Here is a 16,546-nt window from a genome sequence, read left to right as displayed (position 1 = left end):
TCATGTCTGCAAACCAGAGGCTCTGAAGGTGATGACAGGTCTTGGTGCGACGGTGGCGCGGGCGGGGAGGCGGCTTCTGTCGTCGCTGCCGGCGTTGTTCGGCGTGCTGGTCTTCACCTTTCTACTGATGCGGGTCCTCCCCGGAGATCCCGCGGTGTTCTTCGCCTCGGGGCCCAATGCCGGCAAGGAAGAGATCGAGCAGATCCGCAAGCAGATGGGGCTCGACAAGTCGGTACCGGAGCAGCTCGTGTTCTATCTGTCCGATATCGGGCGCGGCAATCTCGGCCGCTCCATGATGACCGGCCAGCCGGTCCTGAAGGACCTTCGCGAACGGCTGCCGGCCTCGCTGGAGCTCACCTTCACGGCGCTGCTGATCGCGCTGATCGCGGCGGTCCCGCTCGGCGTGGTCGCAGCCTTGAAACCGGGATCGCTGGTCGATCACGGCGTGCGGCTGTTCTGTGCGCTCGGCGTCTGCGTGCCGACCTTCGTCTCGGGCCTGCTGCTGATCTATGTGTTCTACTATCTGCTCGGTCTTGCGCCTGATCCGACCGGGCGGATCGACGTCTTCACCTCACTGCCGCCGCAGCGCACTGGGTTCCTGTCGATCGATTTCCTGCTCGCGGGGGACATCGAAGGCTGGTGGGCGGCCTGCAAGCAGTTGATCCTGCCGGCGCTGAGCATGGCCCTGTTCGTCATCGCGCCGCTGGCGCGGATCACACGTGCCTCGATGCTGGTCTCGCTCGGTAGCGATTTCGTGCGCACCGCGCGCTCCGTCGGATTGTCCTGGCAGAAGGTCGTCGTCACCTATGCGCTGCGCAATGCGATCCTTCCCGTCATCACCATTGCAGGCATCGTGTTCTCGACCATGCTTGGCGCGAATGTCCTGGTGGAGAAGGTGTTCTCCTGGCCGGGCGTCGCCTCCTACGCGCTCGATGCGCTGCTGTCGTCCGACTATGCGCCGGTGCAGGGTTTTGTGCTGCTGATGGCTGGCATCTTCGTGCTGGTCAATCTGGTCGTCGATATCTGCTACGGCATCGCCGATCCCAGGGTGTCGATCGGATGATCAGCGCAACCCTCCGCCATTCGGTCTGGATTTTGCGCGGCAACCCGCTGACCGGCGTCGCCGCGGCCGGTGTCCTGCTGTTCGTCCTGGTCGCGATCTTCGGACCGTGGCTCGTGCCCTATGATCCCATCGTCTCCAATGTCTCGGAGGCCTTGCAGCCGCCGAGCGCGGCGCACCTTGCCGGCACCGACCAGCTCGGGCGCGACGTGTTCAGCCGCCTCGTCGTTGCGGCACGGCTCGACCTCGCCATCGCGGTCTCGGCGGTCGGCATCTCCTTCGTCATCGGCGCCGTCGTGGGCTCGTTCTGCGGCTATGCCGGCGGCAGGCTCGACCGCTCGGTCGGCCGCTTCGTCGATGTCATGATGGCCTTTCCGCTGTTTGTGCTGGCGATGGCGATGGTTGCGGCGCTCGGCAACCGGATCGAGAACATCGTGATTGCGACCGCGATCATCAATCTGCCCTTCTACATCCGCTTCGCCCGTGCCGAGGTCAACGTCCGGCGCAATGTCGGCTGGGTGGAGGCGGCGCGTTCCTGCGGCGAGAGCCATTTCTCGGTGGTGCTGCGCTTCCTGTTGCCGAACATCCTGCCGGCGATGGCGGTGCAGATCTCGCTCAACCTCGGCTGGGCGATCCTGAACGCCGCCGGCCTGTCCTTCATCGGCCTTGGCATCAAGCCGCCGACGCCGGAATGGGGCATCATGGTCGCGGAGGGCGCGCGCTTCATTTCGACGGGGCGGTGGTGGCTGGTGGCCTTTCCGGGCCTCGCGTTGATGATGGCCGTGCTGTGCTTCAACCTCCTCGGTGACGGGATGCGGGACATTCTCGATCCGCGCATGCGCACATGAGCGAGGAATTGCTCAGGATCGACGACCTCCACGTCGAATTCTCGACGCGACGAGGGATGGTCGAGGCCGTGCGCGGTGTGACGCTCACGGTCGAAGCCGGCGAGATGCTTGGCCTCGTCGGCGAAAGCGGCTCTGGTAAGTCGGTCACCGGTTTTGCCACGACGCGGCTGCTCGATGCGGCCGGCCGCGTCACCGCAGGCAAGATACTGTTTCGCGGGCAGGACGTCACAAAACTCAGGGGTGACGATCTCCGGCAGCTCCAGGGCGCCGCGATGTCGATGATCTTCCAGAACCCGCGGGCGGCGCTCAATCCGATCCGCGCGATCGGTTTGCAGATCGCGGACGCGATCCTCACGCACAAGCGGATATCGAAGGATGCCGCCCGCGCCGAAGCGCTGGAGCTGTTGCGCGCCGTCCAGATCCGCGACCCCGAGACGCGGATGAACGCCTATCCGCACGAACTTTCCGGCGGCATGTGCCAGCGCGTCATGATCGCGATCGCGATTTCCTGCAATCCCGCGCTCTTGATCGCCGATGAGCCAACGACCGGACTCGATGTCACCACGCAGAAGGTGGTGATGGACCTCCTGGCGGAGATTGCCGCCGCGCGCGGCATGGCGACGATCCTGATCACGCACGATCTCGGGTTAGCGGCGCGATATTGCCGCCGTATCGCGGTGATGGAACGCGGCCGCATCGTCGAAGAGGCAAGCCCCAGGACGCTCTTCGGCGCGCCGCAGCACGCCTATACCAGGCGGCTGGTGGCGGCGTCGCCAACCGCGACCTCCGGGATCGCGGACCTCGTGACGGAAGAGGAGCGGGAAGGCTACGCGGCTGTCATCGGCAGGCCCAGACGGGAGCCCGTCCACGGGACTCCGCCGCTGCTGGAGGTGCGCAAGCTCGCAAAACGCTTCGACGAGGGCGCTGCGGCGGTGGCGGACTTCTCGATGACGATGGCGGGCGGCGAGAGCGTCGGCCTCGTCGGTGAATCCGGCTCCGGCAAGAGCACGACGTCGCGCATGATCTGCCGCCTGATCGACCCGAGCGAGGGCGAGATCGTGTTCGACGGCCAGGCGATCGGCCATGTGGCGTCGCGCGACTTTCACCGCTCGCAGTTCCGCAAAGATATCCAGATGGTGTTCCAGGACCCGAACGAGAGCCTCAATCCGCGCTTCACCGCCTTCGACTGCATCGCCCATCCCCTGATGCGGCTCGATCGTATGCGTGGGGGCGATGCGCTGCGCAAGCGGGTGGAAGACTGCGCCGATCGCGTGGGGCTGCCGCTGGATCTGTTGCCGCGCTTTCCGCATCAGCTCTCCGGCGGCCAGAAGGCGCGCGTCGGCATCGCCCGTGCCATCGCCTGCCGGCCGCGCCTTCTGGTGCTGGACGAGCCGACCGCTGCGCTCGACGTCTCCGTTCAGGCCGTGGTGCTGCAACTGCTCGACCGCCTGCGGCGCGAGAACGACATCGCGCTGCTGTTCGTCAGCCACGATCTCAACGTGGTGCGGATGCTCTGCGACCGCACCATCGTGCTGCGCAATGGCGGCATCGTGGAGCAGGGCGAGAGCCGGGCGTTGTTCGACAATCCCAAGACCGACTACACGCGCAAGCTGGTCGAGGCGATCCCGCATATCGAGACCGGCCCGGTGCTGGCGGCCGCGCTTTGAGGTCTCGACTGGCCCAGCTAGTGCGGATATCGCGCTGGCGAAGGTCTGGTTAGTGGCATACCATTTGCACGCCAATGAGCTCTGGTTTCACCTGTTCTTGGCCAACGATGGCCGGCATCACGGCACTATTGGGAGGATTTCATGGATCGCAGGACCGTATTGAAGGGACTGGCCGGCGCGGGCGGTCTGGCATTGAGCGGCCTCTCGGCCCCTGCGATCGCACAAGGCGCCTCCGCGCGCACCCTGCGCTTCGTGCCGCAAGCAAATCTCGCCAATTTCGACCCGATCTGGGGCACGCAATATGTCGTGCGCAATGCCGCCGCGCTGGTCTGGGATACGCTCTACGGCGTCGATTCCGCGCTGCAGCCGCAGCGGCAGATGGTCGAGTCCGAGGAAGTGACCGACGACGGCACCACCTGGACGTTCAAATTGCGGCCGGGGCTCAAATTCCACGACGGCGAGCCGGTGCTGAGCAAGGACGTCGTTGCGAGTCTCACTCGCTGGGCGGCACGCGATCCGATGGGGCTGATGCTCAAGGCGCTGCAGCAGGAACTCACCGCTGTCGACGACCGCACCTTCAAATGGGTGCTGAAGCAGCCGTTCCCGAAGATGCTCTACGCGCTTGGCAAGAACAATTCGCCTTGCGCCTTCATCATGCCGGAGCGCATTGCGCAGACCGACCCGTTCAAGCAGATCGGCGATTATGTCGGCTCGGGGCCGATGAAGTTCGCCAAGGGTGAGTGGGTCCCGGGCGCCAAAGCCGTGTTCGAAAAATTCGCCGACTATGTGCCGCGGCAGGAGAAGGCATCGTGGCTCGCCGGCGGCAAGCAGATGCTGCTCGACCGCGTCGAATGGATCGTGATGCCGGATCCGGCGACCGCCGCGGCCGCGTTGCAAAACGGCGAGATCGACTGGTGGGAGAACCCCATCGCGGACCTCGTCCCGGTCCTGAAGAAGAACAAGAACATCAGCGTCGACATCGGCGATCCCCTCGGCAATGTCGGCTCGTTCCGCATGAACTTCCTGTATCCGCCCTTCAACGACGTGCGGGCGCGGCGCGCAGTGCTGATGGCGATGAGCCAGGAAGACTATATGCGTGCGCTCGTCGGCGACGACAATTCGCTGTGGAAGTCGCTGCCGGGCTTCTTCACGCCCGATACGCCGCTCTACACCGAGGCGGGCGGCGAAGTCTTGAAGGGCAAGCGCGATCTCGACGCCGCCAAGAAGCTGCTCGCGGAGAGCGGCTATTCCGGCCAGCCGGTGACGTGCCTGGTGGCGCAGGATCAGCCGATCACCAAGGCGTTCGGCGATGTGACCGCCGATCTCCTGAAGAAGCTCGGCATGAATGTCGACTTCGTCGCGACCGATTGGGGCACCGTCGGCTCCCGCCGCGCGCAGAAGACACCGCCCGGGCAGGGCGGCTGGAACATGTTCCACACCTGGCATGCAGGTTCGGACTGCATCAATCCGGCGCCCTACACCGCCATTCGCGCCAACGGCGACAAGGCGTGGTTCGGCTGGCCGAGCAGCCCCGGCACCGAGAAGGAGGTCACGTCCTGGTTCGAGGCCAAGAACCTCGACGAGGAGAAGGCCGCGGTCGCTCGCCTCAACAAGGTCGCGCTCGAGGACGTCGTCTACGCGCCGACCGGCTTCTTCCTCAGCTACACGGCCTGGCGCAAGAACGTCTCCGGCATCACGAAAGGGCCGCTGCCGTTCTTCTGGGGCGTGTCGAAATCCGCATGACCCTGCGCTGAAGCCAGATGCTCTCCTACATCCTCCGGCGTATCGCCTCGACCTTGCCCGTGATGGCGATCGTCGCGCTGTTCGTGTTCAGCCTGCTCTACATCGCGCCGGGGGATCCCGCCGTGGTGATCGCGGGCGATCAGGCAAGTCCGGAGGATGTGGAGCGCATCCGTCAGAGCCTCGGGCTCGACCGACCCTTCCTGATCCAGTTCGGCAGCTGGGTCTGGCGCATTCTGCACGGCGATCTCGGCACCTCGATCTTCACCAATCTGCCGGTCTCGACCATGATCGGCCAGCGTCTCGGGCCGACGCTGTCGCTGATGATGGTCACGCTCCTGCTCACGATCGTGGTCGCGGTGCCGCTCGGCGTGCTGGCGGCCTGGAAGGCGGGAAGCCTGATCGACCGGGCCATCATGGCCTTTGCCGTGTTCGGCTTCTCCCTGCCGGTCTTCGTCGTCGGCTATGTCCTCGCCTACGTCTTTGCGCTGGAGCTCGAATGGCTTCCCGTGCAGGGCTATACGCCGCTCGCCCAGGGCCTCTGGCCCTGGCTGCAAAACCTGATCCTGCCGTCGATCGCACTCGGCTGTGTCTACATCGCGCTGATCGCGCGTATCACGCGCGCCACCATGCTCGAAGTGCTGCAACAGGATTATATCCGCACCGCGCGCGCCAAGGGCCTCGGGCAGGGCGGCATCCTGTTCGTCCACGCGCTGAAGAACGCGGCAGTGCCGATCGTCACGGTGATCGGGATCGGCATTGCGCTTCTGATCGGCGGCGCGGTCGTCACGGAAAGCGTGTTCGCGATTCCCGGCCTCGGCCGGCTCACGATCGACGCGATCCTGCGCCGCGATTATCCCGTCATCCAGGGCATCGTGCTGCTGTTCAGCTTCGTCTACGTCCTCGTCAATCTGATGATCGACGTCGTTTATACGCTCGTTGACCCGAGGATCCGCTATTGACCGACACGACCGTCAATCCGCAAGCGCTGCCGGCGGGCTTCGTCCTCGCGCCGCAACTGCCGGAGATTCTTCGGCCCGTCGTGATCCGGCGCGGCTTCATCGGCCTGCTGCGGGGCCATCCCACCGTCGCCATCGGTGGCACGTTGCTGCTGATACTCGTCCTGATCGCGATTTTTGCGCCTTATCTTGGCACGGTGGATCCGACCGCACTTGCGCCGGCCAAGCGCACCCGCGCGCCGTCGGCGCTTTACTGGTTTGGCTCCGACGTGCTCGGTCGCGACATCTATTCACGCGTGCTGTTCGGCGCGCGCGTCTCGCTCACGGTCGGCTTGTCCGTTGCGATCTTCGCCTCCGCGGCCGGTCTCGCCATCGGCATCGTCTCCGGCTTCATCCGCTGGGCCGACGGCATCTTGATGCGCTTCATGGACGGCCTGATGTCGATCCCGCCGATCCTGCTGGCGATCGCGCTGATGGCGCTGACACGCGGCAGCGTCGGCAACGTCATTCTGGCGATTACGGTTGCCGAAATCCCGCGGGTTTCCCGTCTTGTCCGTAGTGTGGTGCTGTCGCTGCGCGAGCAGCCTTACGTGGATGCAGCGGTAGCCTGCGGCACGCGCACACCGATGATCATCCTGCGCCACATCCTGCCGAACACGCTGGCGCCGATGCTGATCCAGGCGACTTACATTTGCGCCAGTGCGATGATCACGGAAGCGATCCTGTCCTTCATCGGCGCGGGAACGCCGCCGACCATTCCGTCCTGGGGCAACATCATGGCCGAGGGGCGGGCGCTGTGGCAGGTCAAGCCCTACATCGTGTTCTTTCCGGCGGCGTTTCTGTCCGTCACCGTGCTCGCCGTGAATTTGCTCGGCGATGGCCTTCGCGATGCGCTCGATCCGCGCACGGCCAAGAGCCTGTGATGGCGAGGGGTTGATCGCGATGGCACTGCTTGAAGTCGAAAATCTCCAGACCCACTTCCGCACGCCCAGCGGCATCAACCGCGCGGTGGAAGGCGTGTCGTTCCATGTCAACGAGGGCGAGATGCTCGCCATCGTCGGTGAGTCCGGTTGCGGCAAGTCGGTGACCTCGATGTCGCTGATGCGGCTGATCCCGGAACCGCCCGGCAGGATCGCCGGCAGCATCCGCTTCGCGGGCAAGGACCTGCTGCAAATGTCGGATCGCGAGATGCGCGCGATCCGCGGCAACGACATCTCGATGATCTTCCAGGAACCGATGACCAGCCTCAACCCGGTCCTGACCGTCGGCCGTCAGATCCGCGAAACGCTGATGATTCACCAGGGGCTGGACAAGCAGGCCGCCGAGGCGCACGCGATCGAGATGCTGATTCTGGTCGGCATTCCCGAGCCGAAGCGGCGCGTGCGGGAATATCCGCATCAGCTCTCCGGCGGCATGCGCCAGCGCGTCATGATCGCCATTGCACTCGCCTGCAATCCAAAGCTTCTCATTGCCGACGAGCCGACCACAGCCCTCGACGTGACGATCCAGGCGCAGATCCTGAAATTGATGCTGGATCTCAAGCACCGGGTTGGCGCGGCGATCATCCTGATCACCCACGATCTCGGTGTCGTCGCCGAGATCGCCGAGCGCGTCATGGTCATGTATGCCGGCCGCAAGGTCGAGGAAGCGCCGGTGGCGGACCTGTTCCGGTCGCCGCGTCATCCCTACACGCAGGGCCTGCTCGGCGCAGTGCCGCGGCTCGGCTCGTCGCTGACCGGCACCGCGAGGCGGCTTGCAGAGATTCCGGGGCAGGTGCCTGATCTGCGCAAGCCCATCGTCGGCTGCGTCTTCGCCGGACGTTGTGCGCTCGCGACCGATCTCTGCCGGCAGTATGCGCCGGGGCTCGAAGAGAAGGGGCCACGTCACGTTGCGGCCTGCCACTATGCGGCCAAGGGAGCGGTCGCGGCATGAGTCCCCCGCTGCTCCAGGTCAACGACCTCAAGAAGCACTTCCCGGTCAAAAAAGGCTTGTTCAGCCGCAAGTCCGAATGGGTCTATGCGGTGGATGGCGTGTCGTTCGAGATCGCGCGCGGCGAGACGCTGTCGCTGGTCGGCGAGTCCGGTTGCGGTAAATCGACGGTCGGCCGCGCGATCCTGCGCCTGTTCGACATCACGGCGGGGCAGGTCATCCTCGACGGCCAGCGAATCGACGACGCCCATCCGAGCACGATGCGCCAGATGCGCCGCCGCGTGCAGGTGGTGTTCCAGGACCCGTTCTCGAGCCTCAATCCGCGCATGCGCGTGCGCGACATCCTGGCCGAGCCGATCCGCAATTTCGGCCTCGCCAAATCCGCGATCGATCTCGAGACACGCGTGACGGCGCTGATGGACACCGTGCGCCTGCCGCGCGAGGCGCTGAACCGCAGGCCGCACGAATTCTCCGGGGGCCAGCGCCAGCGCATCGGCATCGCGCGTGCGCTCGCCGCCGAGCCCGAGCTGATCGTCTGCGACGAGGCGGTGTCGGCGCTCGACGTCTCGGTAAAGGCCCAGATCGTCAATCTGCTGCAGGATCTGCAGCGCGAGTTCGGCCTGGCGCTGCTGTTCATCAGCCATGACCTCGCGATCGTCGAGCACATGACCCATCGCGTCGCGGTGATGTATCTCGGCAAGATCGTCGAGGTGGCGCCGCGCTACGAGATCTTCGCCGCGCCAAAGCATCCTTACACCAAGGCGCTGCTCTCGGCGGTGCCGCTGCCCGAGCCTGGCGCTCAGCGCAATCCCATCATCCTCAAGGGAGACGTGCCGAGTCCGATCAACCCGCCGAGCGGGTGCCGCTTCCACACCCGTTGCCCATACGTATTCGATCGCTGCCGGACCGAGGAGCCGACATTGCGCGCGGCTGGACCCGAGCAGTGGGTGGCCTGTCATCTCGAAGAAGGTGCGACGGTGACGAGCGGCTAGCCGTCTGGGCGGTCGCAAAGCTCTGGATCGAGGCGCAGGGGCGTCAATCGGGCGAGGATGACACTCTGCTCCTGTTTTGCCCGACGAGTCAAAAACGTTTGCGACGAAAATTCATGTGTAAAAACAACCTCATTCTACTGTGCATGGGGTTGTTTTCGCGTTTTTTGTTTTAGCCGCCTTCAACCCTGGCGGCGCAGGAAGCCCGTGATCGTGACCTTTTCCCAGATGTCGGCCGCGGCAAACGGATCGGCTTGGTTGAAAGCCTCGACCTCGCTGCGGCCGGGCGCCTCGATCAGGAACAGGCTGCCAATCATCCTCTCGCCGTCGTCGGAGACCAGCGGCCCTGACATCACGATCTTGACGCCGAAGCGCGAGGTGTCGCTCAGGAAAGCCTTGTGGGCGTCGTAATTGGCGAGCCGGATCGGCAGCGCGCCGGCGCGGTCGAGGGCGTGAATGGCGAACAGCATGATGGTCTCCGTTTATATCACGTTTTCTTGGGACGGCCGCGGCTGCGGCCGTCCGGGCTTGTCGTGATGGCGGCGGTTGGTTACTTGCCGCCGAGCTTGCTGGCTTCTTCGAAAGTCGGGCAGCTCCGTTGCTCCAGCGGCACGTCGAACGGCTGGTAATTGTCCTTGGTGATCACGGTCGGCTTCAGCACGATCTCAGCAATGACGGGCTGGTTGCGCAAGGAGCGGATCGCCATCATGGTGCCGAGGCAGCCTTGAAAGAATCCGTTGTAATCGCCGCTCGCGAGCAGCTTGCCGGACTTGATCGCGTCGATCGCTTCCTTGGTGCCGTTGATGCCGATCACCTGCGCCTTGCGGTTGGCGCCGTCGAGGGCCTCGATCGCGCCGACCGCCATGGCGTCGTTGGCGGCGAGCACGCCGTCGATCTGCGCGTTCGACTGCATCAGATTCTCCATCACCTGGAGCGCCTGGAGCCGCTGGTAATTGCCGGGCTGCGAGGCCAGCAGTTTCGCACCGGCGTTTTCCTTCAACGCGTCGTTGAAGCCGCGGACGCGGTCGACATTGGTCAGCGAGCCCTTGACGCCCTCGATGATGACGATGTTGCCCTTGCCGCCGAGCGTCTTGAGCAGGAAGCGCGCGGTCTCGAGCCCGAGGCTGTAATCGTCGGCGCCGACGAAGGACAGGAACTTGCCGCCGGCCGAGCGGTCGGTGATGTTGACGACGGGGATCTTGGCGTCGTTGATCTTCTCGACGCCCGGCACCATCGCCTTGTAGTCGACCGGCGTGAAGACGATGGCGCTCGGCTTCTTCACCACGACGTCTTCGATCTGGCTGAGCTGCTCCGGAATGCTGTCGGGCTTGGTCGGGATGTACTGCAGCGTCTTGGCGTTCAGCGTCTTCGCCATGTTGTCCGCGCCGACTCGCACCGTCTGGAAGAACGGGTTGGTCTGGTTCTTGGTGAAGACGGCGATGGTCTCGCCGTCGGCTCGCGCTTGCGTGGTGAGCGCAGCCGCCATCAGCAGCGGCAGCGCCAAATAGCCCAGTGTCTGTTTCATGTTGCCTCCATCCCTCGTTTTGCTTGTTGGTCGTTCAAGAACTCATTGCGCGCGGCGGCGGGTCTTCATGTCGAGCCAGACCGCGAGAATGACGATGATGCCGGTGACGATCGGCTGCCAGTTGGCGCTGACCGACAAGAGGTTCATGCCGTTCAGCACCAGCGTCAGGATCAGTGCGCCGATGAAGGTGCCGAACACGGTACCGACGCCGCCAAACAGCGAGGTGCCGCCGATCAGCACCGCGGCGATCGCGGGCAGCGTCAGGCTTTCGCCGATGTCGGCCTCGGCCGAATTGAGCCGCGACAGGAAGATGATCGAGGCGAGCCCCGCCATGGTGCCGGAGACGGCGTAGACCAGCAGCAGGCGTCGGGCGACCGGAATGCCGGAGAGCCGCGCCGCGACCGGATTGGCGCCGATCGCGTAGATCTCCTGGCCCCAGATCGTTCGCTGCGCAAACAGCGTTCCGATCCCGAGGAACACCAGCAGCAGATAGACCGGGATCGGCAGGCCGAATAGATAGCCGCTGCCGATCTGGCGGAAGCCGGCCGGGAAGCCGTGAAGGGTTTCGCCCGCCATGTACCAATAGGTGAGGCCGTTCAGCACCCAGAGCATGCCGTAAGTGGCGATGAAGGAGGGGATGCGCAGCGCGGTGACCATGACGCCGTTGAGGAGCCCAACGATGCCGCCGCAGGCAAGCCCCGTGAGTATGCCGAGCGCCGGCGAGCCGGTCTTGTGGATCACGGTCCCGGCGATGCAGGCGGACAGCGCCACATTGGCGCCGACGGAGAGATCGAGGCCCGCGGTCAGCACCACCAGGGTCAGGCCGGAGGCGATGAAGAAGGTCAGGCTCGCCTGCCTGAGCACATTGAGAATGTTGCCGAGGCTCAGGAAGGAATCGCTGAGCACGGCGAGCACCGCACAGATCAGCAGCGCCGCAAGCAGGCGATAGAACATTTGGATCGCGTCCTGCGACAGGAACGAGCGGGGCGGCGCGATGGCGTCTTTGCTGATGTCGGTCATGCGCGGCTCCGCAGGCCGTCAAGGAAGAGGGCAACGATGACGAGGACGCCGACGCTTGCGACCTGCACCGAGGACGGCAGCGAGATCAGGTTCAGCCCGTTGCGCAGCACGCCGACCGAGAGCACCCCGAGCAGCGTGCCGAGCAGCCAGCCATTGCCGCGCTCGAACGACGTGCCGCCGACGGCGACGGCCGCGATCGCATCGAATTCGAGACCGAGGCCCGCGGTTGGATGCCCGGAATTCATCCGCGCAGTCATCAAGAGGCCGGCGATGCCGGCCATGGCGCCGCCGATCGCATAGACCGCGATCAGCAGCTTATTCGGTGAGAGGCCGGCGTAGCGCAGCGCCTCGCGGTTGCCGCCGAGCGCGAAGATGTAGGTGCCGAAGCGGGTGTGATAGAGCAGGCCGTGGAAGACCGCGTAGGTCACGAGTGCCATCACGATCGGCACGGGAATTCCCAAAAGCGTCGCCGAATAGATGTCGCGCACGCTGTGGGGGATGCCGACCACGCTCTGGCCGTCGCTGACGATCAGCGATAGGCCCTGCGCCATGCCGAGCGTGCCCAAGGTCGCAACGAAGGGCGGGATGCCCACGATGGCGACCAGCCAGCCATTGGCGAAGCCGAAGGCCGCGCCGACGAGGAGCCCGGCACCGAGGCCGAGCAACATCGAGTGGGTGGTGAGCGAGACGATGGCGACGCAGAGCGAGGTCAGCGTCAGCACCGCGCCCATCGACAGGTCCAGCCCCTCGGTCATGATGATCAAGGTCATCGGCAGCGCGAGCATGGTCAGGATCGTCGACTGCACCAGCACGTTGGAGAGGTTGGCGACCGACAGGAAGCCGGGCGCGATCGTGCTGAACAGCGCGATCAGCAGCACCAGCACGATGGCAACGCCGGGAATCCGTTGCAGCGGATTCGGTTGAGAGACGACCGCGGCCTCACGCATGATGCATCCCCAGTCGCACGATGTTCTCCTCGGTCAGCTCGCTACGCGCGAGATGCCCGGCGATGCGCCCTTCGCGCATCACATAGGCGCGGTCGCAGACGTGGCAGATCTCGACCTGTTCGGACGAGATCATCAGCGCCGCCGCGCCTTCCGCGACAAGGCGGTCGATCAGGGCGAAGATTTCGGCCTTGGCGCCGATGTCGATGCCCCGGGTCGGCTCGTCGAAGATGAAAAGCTTTGAGCCGGCGGCGAGCCACTTGCCGATCACGACCTTCTGCTGATTGCCGCCTGAAAGCAGGCCGACGGTCTGCCGTGCGCTAGGCGTCGCAATGCGTAGCTGACGGATCAGGCCGTCGGCAGTGCGCTGCGCACTGCGCTGGTCGAACAACCCGCTCGGGAACAGTTTTCGCAGCGCCGACACTACCAGATTGTCGCTCACCGATCGCAGCAGCGCGAGACCTTCGCTCTTGCGGCTCTCCGGGATCAGCGCAATGCCGCGGCGGGCGGCGAGGTCGGGCTCACCGGAAATGACTTTGCCGTCGAACACGATCTCGCCTGATGTCACGGGATCGGCACCGAAGATCGCGCGCGCGACTTCGCTGCGACCGGAGCCGACCAGGCCACACAGGCCGACAATCTCACCGCGGCGCACCTCGATGTTGATGTCGGCGATCCCCGTCGATGAACTCAAGGCCTTGACCTCGAGCAGCAGCTCGCCGGGCTTGTCGGCAAAATTGCGCGGGTAGGTCATGTCAACGTTGCGACCGACCATCATGCGGACGAGCTGGTCCGGCGTGACGTCAGCAGGTTTGACGCCGTCGATGCGGCGGCCGTCACGCAGCACGGTGATGCGGTCGCCGAGCGCGAACACCTCCGCCATGCGGTGCGAGATGTAGACGATCGAGACGCCGTCGGCCTTCAGCCGCGCGATCAGCGCGAACAGCAGCTCGGTCTCGCGATCGGATAGCGCCGCAGTCGGCTCGTCCATCACCAGGATGCGGGCGTTCTGGCTGATCGCCTTCGCGATCTCGACCATCTGCTGCTGCGCCACCCCCAGCTTGTCAACGATGGTGGAGGGATCGATGTCAAAGCCGATCGTGCCGAGCACGCGCGCCGCGTCGGCCAAAATCTTGCGGCGATCGATCGTGCCGGGGATGCGGCCCTTCGGCTCGCGGCCGAGAAAAATGTTCTGGGCGATATCGAGATGGGGGACGAGGGAGAATTCCTGGAAGATCACGGCAATGCCGAGCTTCTGCGCGTCCGCGGCCGAGTGGATCGCGACCGGCTCGCCTCTGTAGTAGAACTCGCCGGCATCGGCGCGATAGGCGCCGCACAGCACCTTCATCAGGCTCGACTTGCCGGCGCCGTTCTCGCCCAGCAGCATGTGGACTTCGCCGGGGAAGACGGCAAAGGAGACGTCGTCCAGCGCCTTGACGCCGGGAAACTCCTTACTGATGCCGCGCAGCTCAAGGAGCGGGACAGGTGAGGCGGGCTCGACGGCTAATGCGGCGGTGCTCATGCCTGCGCTCCGCCTGCAAAGATCTTTCCGGGGTTCATCAGTCCGTCAGGGTCGAGCGCGCTCTTGATCGACCGCATCACATCGACGGCCTCGCCGAGCTCGTCGGTGAGATAATCGATCTTGCCGAGCCCAATGCCGTGCTCGCCGGTGCAGGTGCCGTCCATGGCAATCGCGCGGGCGACCATGCGGGCCTGCAGCGCCTTGGCGCCTTCGGCTTCCTCGGGCCTGGCCGGGTCGACCAGGATCAGCATGTGAAAGTTGCCGTCGCCGACATGGCCGACGATCGGCGCGGTGAAGCCGTGCGCGTCCGCGTCGCGCCGCGTTTCGGTCAAGCATTCGGCGAGCCGCGAGATCGGCACGCAGACATCGGTGATCACTGCGCGCGCGCCGGGTCGCAGGCCCAGGCCGGCATAGAGCGTATTGTCGCGGGCGTGCCAGAGCCGACTGCGATCCTCCGGCGCCTTGGCCCAGGCAAAACCGTGGCCGCCATGGTCGGCGGCGATCGCCTCTGCGGCCTCGGCCTGTTCGGCAACAGAGGCCTCGGAGCCGTGGAATTCGAAGAACAGCGTCGGGGCTTCGCGATAGCCGAGCTTCGCATAGGCGTTGATGCCGCGCATCATGACGTCGTCGAGCAGCTCGATACGCGCCACGGGGATCGCGGACTGGATCATCGAGATCGCGCTGTCCACGGCGTTGGGCAGGGTGTCGAAGCTGCAAACCGCGGCCGAGATCGCCTGCGGCACGGGATGCACCTTCAGCGTGATTTCGGTGATTAAACCGAGCGTGCCCTCGGCGCCGACGAACATGCGCGTCAGGTCGTAACCGGCGGCTGACTTGCGCGCGCGTCTGGCGGTCCGGATCACGCGGCCGTCGGCCAGAACCACCTCCAGCGCCATGACGTTGTCCTTCATGGTGCCGTAGCGCACCGCCATCGTGCCGGAAGCTCGCGTGGACGTCATGCCGCCGATCGAGGCGTCGGCGCCGGGATCGATCGGAAAGAAAAGCCCAGTGCCGCGCAGCTCCGCATTGAGCTGCTTTCGGGTGATGCCGGGCTGCACGACGACGTCCATGTCGCTATCGTGCACCGTCAGCACCTTGTTCATGCGTGCGAAGTCGAAGCAGACGCCGCCCGCGACCGCGGCCGCATTGCCTTCGAGCGAGGTCCCGGCGCCGAACGGTACGATGGGCATATTCGCGCCAGCGCACAGCTTGACGATCTCCGCGACTTCCTGCGTGGTTTCAGGGAAGACGACGATGTCGGGCGGCAGGTTGCGATAATGCGACTCGCTCTGCCCATGCTGATCGAGCACGCCACGCGCGACGCTCGCGCGCGGGCCGATCATGCCTGTGAGGCGATCGGCCAATATGCTCGTGCTGACTCGCGGTCCCATTCTTACTCCCTGTCTGGCCCTGTTGTCGGACTCTTGTCTGGTCCGCCGTCGTTCAGCTTAAGCGGCTCTTGCGCTGCTAGCGACCTGCTTCAGGCCGAAATCATAGTTGAGGTGAAAATACTCGATGTCTACCATGCGACCATCGGGCGCACGGCCGGGCGGGCACTGCACAAATTCGCGGATCAGGCTGTCCTTGACGCCGAACACCACGTCGCTGTCGAGATACTGGTCGCCGGCCACGAACACATGGGTCACGAGTTGCTCGAAGCCGGGCGCCGAGATCATGAAATGCACGTGCGCCGGGCGCCAGGGATGGCGGCCCTGGACCGCCAGCATGTCCCCAACTGTGCCGTCATGTGGGATCGGATAGGCAGCCGGCTTGATCGACCAGAAATTGAAGCGGCCGTTCTGGTCGGTGTGGAAGCGCGCCCGCATCGCAAGGTCGCCGATCTTGTCGAGCTGCTGCACGTCGTAATAGCCATCATCGTCGGAATGCCAGACATCCACGACGGCGCCGGCAAGCGGCCGTCCGTCGACGGTCGACACCGAGCCGGTGACGAGCATCGGATCGCCTTCCATCGGGCCGGAGATGTCAGCGCCGTTGTCTTTCTCGGGCGACGCCTGCACGAAGAACGGACCGAGCACCGTGGTTTCGGTGGCGCCTTCCGGCACGGGATGATTGATCGCGTCGACCAGCATGGAGACGCCGAGCGCGTCCGACAGCAGGATGAACTCCTGGCGCTTGTCGTCGCACATGTGGCCGGTGCGGGTCAGGAACTCGATGCCGTATTCCCATTCCTTCTGGGTCGGTCGCACCTCGCGGACGAAGGCATGAAGGTGGCGCACCAGCGCTTCGCTGACCTGCTTGATCCGCGGATCGGTCGCGCCTGCGATCCGATCCAGCACCGCGTCCGTGATCGTGTTCTCGTTGAAATTTCGCATAGGTGCCTCC

The 16,546-nt window shown here is 65.0% G+C and carries 15 protein-coding genes; 8 read left to right on the top strand and 7 right to left on the bottom strand.

From position 1 onward, the window contains the following. Nucleotides 1-28 precede the first annotated feature (28 nt). The 8 genes from IVB54_RS25285 to IVB54_RS25250 all read left to right on the top strand — a co-directional run bounded on the left by IVB54_RS25285 (nucleotide 29) and on the right by IVB54_RS25250 (nucleotide 9,195). Complete coding sequence (locus IVB54_RS25285; RefSeq protein ID WP_007593101.1) at nucleotides 29-1,063, top strand: ABC transporter permease; 1,035 nt, start codon at nucleotides 29-31, stop codon at nucleotides 1,061-1,063. Then, nucleotides 1,060-1,908 carry an ABC transporter permease gene (locus IVB54_RS25280; protein WP_018458689.1) on the top strand — a complete coding sequence of 283 codons (849 nt, stop codon included), beginning with the start codon at nucleotides 1,060-1,062 and terminating at the stop codon, nucleotides 1,906-1,908. The genes IVB54_RS25285 and IVB54_RS25280 overlap by 4 nt, the downstream gene beginning before the upstream one ends. Beyond that, nucleotides 1,905-3,575: an ABC transporter ATP-binding protein gene (locus IVB54_RS25275; protein WP_018458690.1), complete on the top strand. Its 1,671-nt coding sequence runs from the start codon at nucleotides 1,905-1,907 to the stop codon at nucleotides 3,573-3,575. Before IVB54_RS25280 ends, IVB54_RS25275 begins: the two co-directional genes overlap by 4 nt. A 141-nt stretch (nucleotides 3,576-3,716) precedes the next feature. Further along, a complete protein-coding gene (locus IVB54_RS25270; protein WP_018458691.1) occupies nucleotides 3,717-5,318 on the top strand; it encodes an ABC transporter substrate-binding protein in 1,602 nt (533 codons plus the stop codon). A gap of 17 nt (nucleotides 5,319-5,335) precedes the next feature. After that, nucleotides 5,336-6,277 (top strand): ABC transporter permease, encoded by a 942-nt coding sequence (locus IVB54_RS25265; RefSeq protein ID WP_085352392.1) that lies wholly within the window; start codon nucleotides 5,336-5,338, stop codon nucleotides 6,275-6,277. Continuing rightward, nucleotides 6,274-7,197 (top strand): ABC transporter permease, encoded by a 924-nt coding sequence (locus tag IVB54_RS25260; RefSeq protein WP_247776488.1) that lies wholly within the window; start codon nucleotides 6,274-6,276, stop codon nucleotides 7,195-7,197. Before IVB54_RS25265 ends, IVB54_RS25260 begins: the two co-directional genes overlap by 4 nt. Nucleotides 7,198-7,216: 19 nt before the next feature. After that, nucleotides 7,217-8,206, top strand: coding sequence for an ABC transporter ATP-binding protein (locus IVB54_RS25255; RefSeq protein WP_026233639.1), 990 nt, complete (start codon nucleotides 7,217-7,219; stop codon nucleotides 8,204-8,206). Further along, complete coding sequence (locus IVB54_RS25250) at nucleotides 8,203-9,195, top strand: oligopeptide/dipeptide ABC transporter ATP-binding protein (protein ID WP_018458695.1); 993 nt, start codon at nucleotides 8,203-8,205, stop codon at nucleotides 9,193-9,195. The genes IVB54_RS25255 and IVB54_RS25250 overlap by 4 nt, the downstream gene beginning before the upstream one ends. 179 nt (nucleotides 9,196-9,374) lie before the next feature. On the opposite strand, the gene IVB54_RS25245 is transcribed toward IVB54_RS25250, so the two are convergent. The 7 genes from IVB54_RS25245 to IVB54_RS25215 form a co-directional block, all read right to left on the bottom strand. Then, the gene (locus tag IVB54_RS25245; protein ID WP_018458696.1) at nucleotides 9,375-9,662 is read right to left on the bottom strand and encodes a YciI family protein; all 288 of its coding nucleotides are present in this window, start codon (nucleotides 9,660-9,662) and stop codon (nucleotides 9,375-9,377) included. 80 nt (nucleotides 9,663-9,742) lie between these two features. After that, nucleotides 9,743-10,717 carry a sugar ABC transporter substrate-binding protein gene (locus IVB54_RS25240; protein ID WP_085352393.1) on the bottom strand — a complete coding sequence of 325 codons (975 nt, stop codon included), beginning with the start codon at nucleotides 10,715-10,717 and terminating at the stop codon, nucleotides 9,743-9,745. A gap of 42 nt (nucleotides 10,718-10,759) precedes the next feature. Continuing rightward, on the bottom strand, nucleotides 10,760-11,737 hold the full coding sequence (locus tag IVB54_RS25235) for an ABC transporter permease (RefSeq protein ID WP_018458698.1): 978 nt from the start codon (nucleotides 11,735-11,737) through the stop codon (nucleotides 10,760-10,762). Next, entirely contained in the window at nucleotides 11,734-12,684 is a 951-nt protein-coding gene (locus tag IVB54_RS25230; protein ID WP_018458699.1) for an ABC transporter permease, read from the bottom strand. Before IVB54_RS25230 ends, IVB54_RS25235 begins: the two co-directional genes overlap by 4 nt. Then, nucleotides 12,677-14,203, bottom strand: coding sequence for a sugar ABC transporter ATP-binding protein (locus tag IVB54_RS25225; protein ID WP_018458700.1), 1,527 nt, complete (start codon nucleotides 14,201-14,203; stop codon nucleotides 12,677-12,679). Before IVB54_RS25225 ends, IVB54_RS25230 begins: the two co-directional genes overlap by 8 nt. Then, entirely contained in the window at nucleotides 14,200-15,594 is a 1,395-nt protein-coding gene (locus IVB54_RS25220; protein WP_026233640.1) for an FAD-linked oxidase C-terminal domain-containing protein, read from the bottom strand. The genes IVB54_RS25225 and IVB54_RS25220 overlap by 4 nt, the downstream gene beginning before the upstream one ends. A gap of 57 nt (nucleotides 15,595-15,651) precedes the next feature. Next, nucleotides 15,652-16,536 carry an intradiol ring-cleavage dioxygenase gene (locus tag IVB54_RS25215; protein ID WP_085352397.1) on the bottom strand — a complete coding sequence of 295 codons (885 nt, stop codon included), beginning with the start codon at nucleotides 16,534-16,536 and terminating at the stop codon, nucleotides 15,652-15,654. Between the last annotated feature and the right edge of the window lie 10 nt (nucleotides 16,537-16,546).

It is taken from the genome of Bradyrhizobium sp. CW1, from assembly GCF_023100665.1.
Taxonomy (GTDB): domain Bacteria; phylum Pseudomonadota; class Alphaproteobacteria; order Rhizobiales; family Xanthobacteraceae; genus Bradyrhizobium; species Bradyrhizobium canariense_D.
The sequence above is the reverse complement of the archived record's forward strand: the minus strand, read 5'-3'. Positions and strand labels throughout refer to the sequence as shown.

Excerpts from the sequence above, each read along its gene's own strand:
- IVB54_RS25270 (WP_018458691.1), top strand. The coding sequence starts at position 3,717 with ATGGATCGCAGGACCGTATTGAAGGGACTGGCCGGCGCGGGCGGTCTG.
- IVB54_RS25280 (WP_018458689.1), top strand. The coding sequence starts at position 1,060 with ATGATCAGCGCAACCCTCCGCCATTCGGTCTGGATTTTGCGCGGCAAC.
- IVB54_RS25265 (WP_085352392.1), top strand. The coding sequence starts at position 5,336 with ATGCTCTCCTACATCCTCCGGCGTATCGCCTCGACCTTGCCCGTGATG.
- IVB54_RS25215 (WP_085352397.1), bottom strand. The coding sequence starts at position 16,536 with ATGCGAAATTTCAACGAGAACACGATCACGGACGCGGTGCTGGATCGG.
- IVB54_RS25230 (WP_018458699.1), bottom strand. The coding sequence starts at position 12,684 with ATGCGTGAGGCCGCGGTCGTCTCTCAACCGAATCCGCTGCAACGGATT.
- IVB54_RS25220 (WP_026233640.1), bottom strand. The coding sequence starts at position 15,594 with ATGGGACCGCGAGTCAGCACGAGCATATTGGCCGATCGCCTCACAGGC.
- IVB54_RS25240 (WP_085352393.1), bottom strand. The coding sequence starts at position 10,717 with ATGAAACAGACACTGGGCTATTTGGCGCTGCCGCTGCTGATGGCGGCT.
- IVB54_RS25255 (WP_026233639.1), top strand. The coding sequence starts at position 7,217 with ATGGCACTGCTTGAAGTCGAAAATCTCCAGACCCACTTCCGCACGCCC.
- IVB54_RS25250 (WP_018458695.1), top strand. The coding sequence starts at position 8,203 with ATGAGTCCCCCGCTGCTCCAGGTCAACGACCTCAAGAAGCACTTCCCG.
- IVB54_RS25245 (WP_018458696.1), bottom strand. The coding sequence starts at position 9,662 with ATGCTGTTCGCCATTCACGCCCTCGACCGCGCCGGCGCGCTGCCGATC.
- IVB54_RS25235 (WP_018458698.1), bottom strand. The coding sequence starts at position 11,737 with ATGACCGACATCAGCAAAGACGCCATCGCGCCGCCCCGCTCGTTCCTG.
- IVB54_RS25275 (WP_018458690.1), top strand. The coding sequence starts at position 1,905 with ATGAGCGAGGAATTGCTCAGGATCGACGACCTCCACGTCGAATTCTCG.
- IVB54_RS25225 (WP_018458700.1), bottom strand. The coding sequence starts at position 14,203 with ATGAGCACCGCCGCATTAGCCGTCGAGCCCGCCTCACCTGTCCCGCTC.